Source organism: Rudaea sp. (assembly GCF_036560865.1).
GTDB lineage: Bacteria > Pseudomonadota > Gammaproteobacteria > Xanthomonadales > Rhodanobacteraceae > Rudaea.
Genome location: NZ_DATBQK010000059.1, coordinates 1 through 5,756, shown reverse-complemented (window position 1 = coordinate 5,756; position 5,756 = coordinate 1). Strand labels below are relative to the sequence as shown.

Here is a 5,756-nt window from a genome sequence, read left to right as displayed (position 1 = left end):
CTGGGCCATCGCGCGGTGCTCGCGCGCGTGCGCGAGCGGGCGCGCGAGTTGAATCTGGTCTCGGTGGTCACCAGTTTCGAGCCGTTGCCGCGCGAGTTTTTCGCGCACGGCCGTCCGGTGCCGCGCTTGTCGAGTCTGCGCGAGAAGATCGAGCAGTTCGGCAATGCGGGGATCGAGCGCGTGCTGCTGCTGCGCTTCAACGCGACCCTAGCAGCGATGACGGCGCAGGAATTCGTCGAGCGCGTGCTGGTTGAGCGCCTGAATGCGCGCGAAGTCTGGGTAGGCGAGGGTTTCCGTTTCGGCCACGCGCGCGGCGGCGATCTGGCCCTGCTCGAACGGCTGGGGCGCGAACATGGTTTCAGCGCGAATGCGCTCACGCCAGTCGTGCTCGAAGGCGAGCGCATCAGTAGTTCGGCGATTCGCGACGCGCTGGCCGGCGGCAGTTTCGATCTGGCCGCGCGCTGGCTCGGACGCCCGTTCTCGATCGGCGGGCATGTGGTGCGTGGTCAGCAGCTCGGGCGCAAGCTCGGCTATCCGACCGCAAACGTGCGTCTGGGCCGGCGCATCTCGCCGGTGTTCGGCATCTTCGCCGTGCAGGTTTTTGGCGTCGGGGATGTGGCGCGACCGGGCGTTGCGAGCCTCGGCGTGCGTCCGACCGTGAACGGCAAGGAGCCGCTGCTCGAAGCGCATCTGTTCGACTTCGACGGCGATCTCTACGGCAAGCGTATACAAGTGGAATTTGTGGAAAAACTGCGCGACGAGGAGAAATTCTCCGACCTCGACGCGATGGTGAAACAGATAGACCGGGATGCCGCGCAGGCGCGGAAGATTCTGGGTGTCGGTCCATGAACATCGCTTGTTCGTCATTCCGGCGAAAGCCGGAATCCAGTGTCTTTGTTCTTCGCGGCGCTTCAGAAAAAGCAACGCCGCTGGATGACCAGCTTCGCTGTTGAAAGCCCGGCTTTCGCCGGAATGACGGTAGTGTATTTTTCTCCTGAGTCTTTGTTCCCTATTTTCTCGGCAATTAAATGTCCATCGACTACAAAAACACGATCAACCTGCCGCAGACCACATTCGCGATGAAGGCCGATCTGGCCAAGCGCGAGCCGGCGATGCTTGCCGAGTGGGAAAAATCCGATCGCTATGGCGAGATCCAGAAGCACACGGCGAATCGCGAGCATGCCTTCATCCTGCACGACGGTCCGCCGTATGCGAACGGTGCGATCCATCTCGGCCACGCGGTCAACAAGATTCTCAAAGACATCGTGGTCAAGTCGAAGCTGATGGCCGGTTTGCGCTCGCCCTATGTGCCGGGCTGGGACTGCCACGGCCTGCCGATCGAAGTTGCGGTCGAGAAAAAAGTCGGCAAGGTCGGCGTCAAGGTCGATGCGGCCGAGTTCCGCAAGTTGTGCCGCGAGTACGCGGCCAAGCAGATCGATCTGCAGCGCGCCGACTTCAAACGCCTCGGTGTGCTCGGCGAATGGGAAAATCCCTATCGCACGATGGATTTCAAGTACGAAGCGGACACGATCCGCGCGCTGTCGAAGGTCGTCGCCAACGGTCATCTGCTGCGCGGCGACAAGCCAGTCTACTGGTGCTTCGATTGCGGTTCGGCACTGGCCGAGGCCGAGATCGAATACCAGGACAAGACCTCGTCGGCGATCGACGTCGCCTACGATGCGCTCGATCCCAAGGCGCTCGCGGCGAAGTTCGGCGTCGGCATCAACGACGGCGACATCGTCGCCGTGCCGATCTGGACGACGACGCCGTGGTCGCTGCCGGGCAGCGTCGCGGTGACGCTTGGGCCGGATATCGACTACGCGCTGATCGAAGGACCACAACGCGCGGGCAAGCGCGTGCTGCTGGTCGTCGCCGTGCCGCTGCTGGAAAAAGCGGCAAAACGCTACAATGTGGAAAATGCAACACCGCTAGGGCACATCAAAGGCGCCGGCCTCGAATCCCTTCCCCCGCGTGCGGGGGAAGGTGCCGAAGGCGGAAGGGGGCGCTCTCGCGATGCTGAACCCTCACCCCAACCCCTCTCCCAAGGGGAGAGGAGCTCAAGCATGCTTCGACATCCATTTTACGATCGCGAAATCCCCATCATTTGTGGCGACCATGTCACCACCGACGATGGCACTGGCGCCGTGCACACCGCGCCAAGCCACGGCATGGAAGACTTTACCGTCGCGCGCGAATACAACATCGACATCATCAATCCGCTCGGCCCGAACGGCGTCTACACACCGGCCACCGAGATTTTCGCCGGGCAATATATCTGGAAGGCTAACGACACCATCGCCGATCTGCTGCGCGAGCGTGGCGTGTTGCTTGCCGCGGAGAAAATCACCCACAGCTATCCGCATTGCTGGCGGCATCGCACGCCGGTGGTGTTCCGCGCGACGCCGCAGTGGTTTATCGGTATGGAGACCGCGGGCCTGCGCGCGGGTGCGCTCAAGGCGATTCGCGACGACGTGGACTGGTATCCGGCATGGGGCGAGGAACGCATCTACGGCATGATCAAGGATCGCCCGGACTGGTGCATCTCGCGCCAGCGCACCTGGGGCGTGCCGATCGCACTATTTGTACACAAATCCACCAGTGCGCCGCATCCGCGCAGCGTCGAACTCATGGAACAGGTCGCGCAGCGCATCGAAAAGGGCGGCGCCGATACCTGGTACGCGCTCGATCCGCATGAATTGCTCGGCGCGGAGGCCGACGACTACACCAAGGTCACCGACATTCTCGACGTGTGGTTCGATTCCGGCGTGACGCATTTTTGCGTGCTCGATCAGCGTGCGAACCTCGCGCGCAACCCCGGCGACAAGGTGATGTATCTCGAAGGCTCGGATCAGCATCGCGGCTGGTTCCATTCTTCGCTGCTCACCTCGGTCGCGATGCACGGCCATGCGCCGTACGACGAAGTGCTCACGCACGGCTTCACTGTCGATGCGCAAGGGCGCAAGATGTCGAAGTCGCTCGGCAACGGCATCGAACCGCAGGACGTGATGAAGACCTACGGCGCGGACATCCTGCGCCTGTGGATCGCATCGGCCGACTACCGCAACGAGATGGCGCTGTCGGATGAGATTCTGAAACGCGTTGCCGACTCGTATCGGCGCATCCGCAATACCGCGCGTTTTCTGCTCGGCAACCTCGCCGGTTTCGATCCGACCCAGCATCTGGTGCCGGTTGAAAAGAGTTTGCTGCTCGACCAATGGGCCGTGCAGCAAGCCTACGATGTGCAGCAGGCGGTGATCGCCGCCTATGCGCGCTATGATTTTCCTGAAGTCGTACAGCGCATCCAGAATTTCTGCACCAACGAACTCGGTTCGCTGTATCTGGATATCACCAAGGACCGTCTGTACACGATGCAGCCGGACAGCCACGGCCGGCGCAGCGCGCAGAGTGCGATGTACCGCATTCTCGAAGCATTGGCGCGCTGGTTGGCGCCGATTCTGTCGTTCACCGCCGAGGAAATCTGGCCGCTGGTTCCAGGCAAACGCGATGCTTCGGTGTTGTTTGAAACGTTTTACGACGGCTTGGAGGCGACCCAAGGGACGCCGCAACAGCGTCAGTTCTGGGCCGATTTGCTGGCGATCCGCGCGGCCACGGCCAAGCTGCTCGAAGGCATGCGCAATGAAGGCGCGATCGGCGCTGCGCTCGAAGCCGAAGTCGTTCTGTATGCTCCCGAATCGGTGCATGCGCGGCTGGCCCCATTCGTGAGCGAATTGCGCTTCTTCTTCATCACGTCGGAATTACGTCTGGCCGATACGACGAATGTGCCAGCGGGTGCGCAAAGTATCGAAGTGGATAACCAGAAATTGTGGAGTTCTGCACACGTCAGCGGCGAGCACAAATGCATCCGCTGCTGGCATCGCCGCCCCGACGTTGGCGTGGATCCGAACCACCCGGAAATTTGCGGGCGCTGCGTGACGAACCTGCCGGATGGCCCGGGCGAAAACCGTAGATATTTTTGAGTTTGTATTGGGATAGCCACTGCAACTGGTCGCCCCCTCTCCCGACGCGCTGCGCGTCGACCTCTCCCGCGAGGGGAGAGGTGAGAGCATTCAGCCCTCTCCCACAATGAGAGAGGTTGCTGCCTCAGCCCCTCTCCCTTGACGGGAGAGGGGTTGGGGAGAGGGTGGCAGTCCGCAGTGAGGTTATGGAAGAAGCATATGACCAGCCGGTTGCTTGAATTCGCCAAAAGCATGCGCCGCGCTCCCACGGATGCGGAGAAAGTTCTTTGGCGCGAATTGCGGGCGAAGCGTTTCACCGATTTCAAATTCAAACGCCAGCAACAGCTCGGCCCTTACATCGTCGATTTCGTCTGCTTCGAGCGCCGGCTGATCATCGAAGTCGATGGCGGACAGCACGATGGATTCGTCGATAAGGAATGAACGCGGTGGCTCGAACAACAAGGATTTCACGTGCTGCGATATTGGAACAACGACGTGCTGACGAATCGCGAGGGCGTGCTTGCTTCTTTGTTTGAGCAACTCTCCGGACTGCCCCCTCTCCCCAACCCCTCTCCCGCGAGGGGAGAGGGGCTGAAAAACATTGCGGAATTTGAAATATTCGCCTCTCCCCTTGAAGGAGAGGCCGACGCGCGCAGCGCGGCGGGAGAGGAGGCAGCGGCGCAAGCCGCCGTAAGTTCCCGTGAGTGAGGTTCGTCGCAGCGCCTTGGTATGGTTGGGTCTATCGGTCGCCGTCATCGCGCTCGATCAACTGGTCAAAGCCATCGTGATGTCGGCCTTGCAGCTACACGTACCGCATCCGGTGATTCCGGGGTTTCTCAACTGGACGCTGGCGTTCAACACCGGTGCGGCCTTCAGTTTTCTCGACAATCAGGGCGGATGGCAGCGCTGGCTGTTCAGCGCGCTGGCGCTGATCGTGAGCGCAGTATTGATCCGCTGGCTGGCGACGATTCCGCGCACTGATTGGCGCAACGCATTGCCGCTGGCGCTGGTGATCGGCGGCGCGCTCGGCAACCTGATCGATCGCTTGCGCTTCGGCCAGGTGACCGATTTTATAGATGTATACTACGGCGCATGGTCGTTTCCGGCGTTCAATATCGCGGATTCGGCAATCACGGTTGGCGCGGTGCTGCTGATATGGTTCGGCTTGTTCGGTAAAAAATCACCGGGATAGAAATGTCTGCCATCCCCGGCAGGCAACGGCTGGGCGTTGAGCGGACGCGCCGTTTCGTTCCTATCGAGTCGTTGGTGTAAAATCATCAAGGATGGATTCCGGTATCGAAATCGTCGGCGCGATCGGCAATATCCAAACCATTGCGTCAGGTGCTGGAATTCGCGAGCTTGCCAACCTCAGAAAATTGTTTGGCGATGGTAAATGGCGCAAGCTGAAAGGCGAGGCTACGGTGATGATGCCGAGTGGAAATAGGCGCCTGTGCGAAGTGCATTGGTACGAGGCGCATGGCATCGGCAAACGCAAGATTAAGATCAAACGGTTTCTGGATTGACGAGATGAAAACCAAATTTCTGCTTTGCATCAGCGACGGTGGATATCCGGAGGCCCTGGAGCCGCGCAAATTCTACGCGGTACTTGAAGACGTCGCGGCCAATGTCGAAGGCATGGTCCGAATCGTCGATGAAAGTGGCGAGGACTATCTCTACCCGATGACCTGCTTTGTTGAAGTGCCGCTCTCGGGTGCCATCGAAGGTCGCCTGCAGGCGGCTTGAAGAGGGCATATTCGCGATGTGCCCCGTAGCTTCTACCTCTCCCCTTGCGGGAGAGGT

General features: G+C 60.6%; 5 protein-coding genes and 1 pseudogene. All 6 read left to right on the top strand.

Annotation, left to right across the window (positions count from 1 at the left end; all coding sequences use genetic code 11):
• Positions 1-849 (top strand): bifunctional riboflavin kinase/FAD synthetase (locus tag VIE67_RS06630; RefSeq protein WP_332024506.1); only part of this gene is annotated, 849 nt, incomplete at its 5' end.
• Positions 850-1,028: 179 nt separating this feature from the next.
• Positions 1,029-3,977 (top strand): isoleucine--tRNA ligase, encoded by a 2,949-nt coding sequence (gene ileS / locus VIE67_RS06625; RefSeq protein ID WP_332024504.1) that lies wholly within the window; start codon positions 1,029-1,031, stop codon positions 3,975-3,977.
• 198 nt (positions 3,978-4,175) lie between these two features.
• Positions 4,176-4,664 (top strand): annotated as a pseudogene (locus VIE67_RS06620) (endonuclease domain-containing protein).
• A complete protein-coding gene (lspA, locus tag VIE67_RS06615) occupies positions 4,657-5,148 on the top strand; it encodes a signal peptidase II (RefSeq protein ID WP_332024503.1) in 492 nt (163 codons plus the stop codon). Before VIE67_RS06620 ends, lspA begins: the two are co-directional and overlap by 8 nt.
• Before the next feature lie 91 nt (positions 5,149-5,239).
• Entirely contained in the window at positions 5,240-5,479 is a 240-nt protein-coding gene (locus VIE67_RS06610; RefSeq protein ID WP_332024501.1) for a hypothetical protein, read from the top strand.
• A gap of 4 nt (positions 5,480-5,483) precedes the next feature.
• A complete protein-coding gene (locus VIE67_RS06605) occupies positions 5,484-5,699 on the top strand; it encodes a hypothetical protein (RefSeq protein ID WP_332024499.1) in 216 nt (71 codons plus the stop codon).
• Positions 5,700-5,756: the final 57 nt, after the last annotated feature.

Coding starts and splice junctions, on each gene's coding strand:
- ileS (WP_332024504.1), top strand. CDS start 1,029: ATGTCCATCGACTACAAAAACACGATCAACCTGCCGCAGACCACATTC.
- VIE67_RS06610 (WP_332024501.1), top strand. CDS start 5,240: ATGGATTCCGGTATCGAAATCGTCGGCGCGATCGGCAATATCCAAACC.
- VIE67_RS06605 (WP_332024499.1), top strand. CDS start 5,484: ATGAAAACCAAATTTCTGCTTTGCATCAGCGACGGTGGATATCCGGAG.